1 protein-coding gene and 1 pseudogene are annotated in these 1,601 nt (G+C 41.5%); both read left to right on the top strand.

What is annotated here, in order from left to right:
- The first annotated feature begins 99 nt into the window (after positions 1 to 99).
- Complete coding sequence (locus QUA78_RS32525; protein WP_333399263.1) at positions 100 to 393, top strand: hypothetical protein; 294 nt, start codon at positions 100 to 102, stop codon at positions 391 to 393.
- Between the two features lie 72 nt (positions 394 to 465).
- Positions 466 to 1,576, top strand: a pseudogene (locus QUA78_RS32520) (ISKra4 family transposase).
- Positions 1,577 to 1,601 lie beyond the last annotated feature (25 nt).

The following is a 1,601-nucleotide window of genomic DNA, read 5'->3' as shown; positions in this document are numbered from 1 at the left end:
TAACTTAGCCACGCTTAGGGAATGTGGGTACTTTACAATCCTTAACATAAGTGTGTTTTACAGCGCCTACCTACTTACTGTACCTCATAACATCCGGAAGTGCTGTATCACGCCTTAACGGAGGGCGGTGTTTTCATCTTTGACATTGCACAACCCGGACAGATTGTAGCAGGAAACACAACCAAAGGATTCACGGAAGGAAAAGATTGGATAGTTCTGGTTGAGAAGGAAGAAAATCAAGAGAATGAAACCTTAATTCGCCGCATCATTACTCTTCGTAAAGTAGGGGAAACCTACAGGCGAGATGAGGAAATACACAGTTTGCGGTTGTACAATGCAAAAGATATTGCTGAAGCACTCGATGGGAGCATCCCAGTTTGGCCGCCAGTATAAATACTCAAAGACTTAGCAGGCAAGTTGATGGCATAATAGAAAGCAAATAAATTACCATCACCCCAAGTCAATATGACGCCAGAACAACGGCAGAAGATCAAAATAAATCTCCAAGAAATAGCCGATATTTTTGATCAGAATACCCCGCCAGACAATCTACAAAGCTTTGCATCTATCGAACTGACTGTCAGAGAGCAAATAGTAGAGACAGTAGCACCAGAAATTAGCAGTTTTTTTAAACTCAGCAGGAGGAACTGCTTGGGGGAGAAAAAGAACCATAAAAAGTTGCGCGCGTAGAAATAACTCTATCGAGTAAACAAGCCCAAAAGCTGGGAGTAAATAAGGGAAGTCGTTTGAGCCCTCACTTGGAAAAATGTTGTTTATTATTAGTGGGAAATGAATCATTTGCCAATGCGGAGAGAGACTTAAAAATGTTAACAGGAATTTATGTACCCCACAGTACACAACATCGGCTATTAGAGCGTTACAAATTGCTGCCGCCTGAAACTACCGAGAAAGTAGAAGCATGTTCGTATAGACGGAGGAAACGTCAGACTGAGAACTCCTTTAGGAGAAGAAAGAGTCGGTCGGAATTATAAGGCAGTTAAGGTACATCGCCTTTGTAGGGGCAGCTTTTTTACAAAATAATCCAGATTTAGTGGCATGGGTAAATAGCCAACCTCAAAGTGAATCGATAACCTGCTTGGGAGATGGTCATGATGGGGTGTGGAATCTGTTGGGTGCAAATTGGGACTATTGAGCTCTCGAAGAGAGGTACTCGATTGGTATCAGGGGAATAGAAAATCTACATAGAGTAGGAGGTTCGCTCAAACGACTGAGGAGAGCGCAGAAACAACTGTGGCAAGGGTCAACAGTAGAAGCTATAGCCGAGTTTGTAGGAGTTATGAGTAAAGAAAGTGAAAAGTTCCAGAAATATCTGCGAAAACATCAGTCAAGAATCCCAGATTACCAGAATTATCAACAGCAGGGTATTGACATTGGTTCAGGATCTGTAGAGTCTTTAATTAAACAGATTGGAGCAAGAATTAAGATTGTAGGTGCACAGTGGAACGCAAAAAATGTGCCTCAAATTTTAAGACTCAGATGTGCATATTTAAATAACCACATTAAACAATACTCCGGACAGTTTTTAAGCAGCCAGAGTACCATAAGACAAGACTGAAGGAAGGTTAGGGTGATTTAAAATC

It is taken from the genome of Microcoleus sp. K4-B3, from assembly GCF_036704615.1.
Lineage (GTDB): Bacteria > Cyanobacteriota > Cyanobacteriia > Cyanobacteriales > Microcoleaceae > Microcoleus.
Note: the sequence above shows the minus strand (reverse complement) of the source record. Positions and strands in the feature narration are given on the sequence as shown.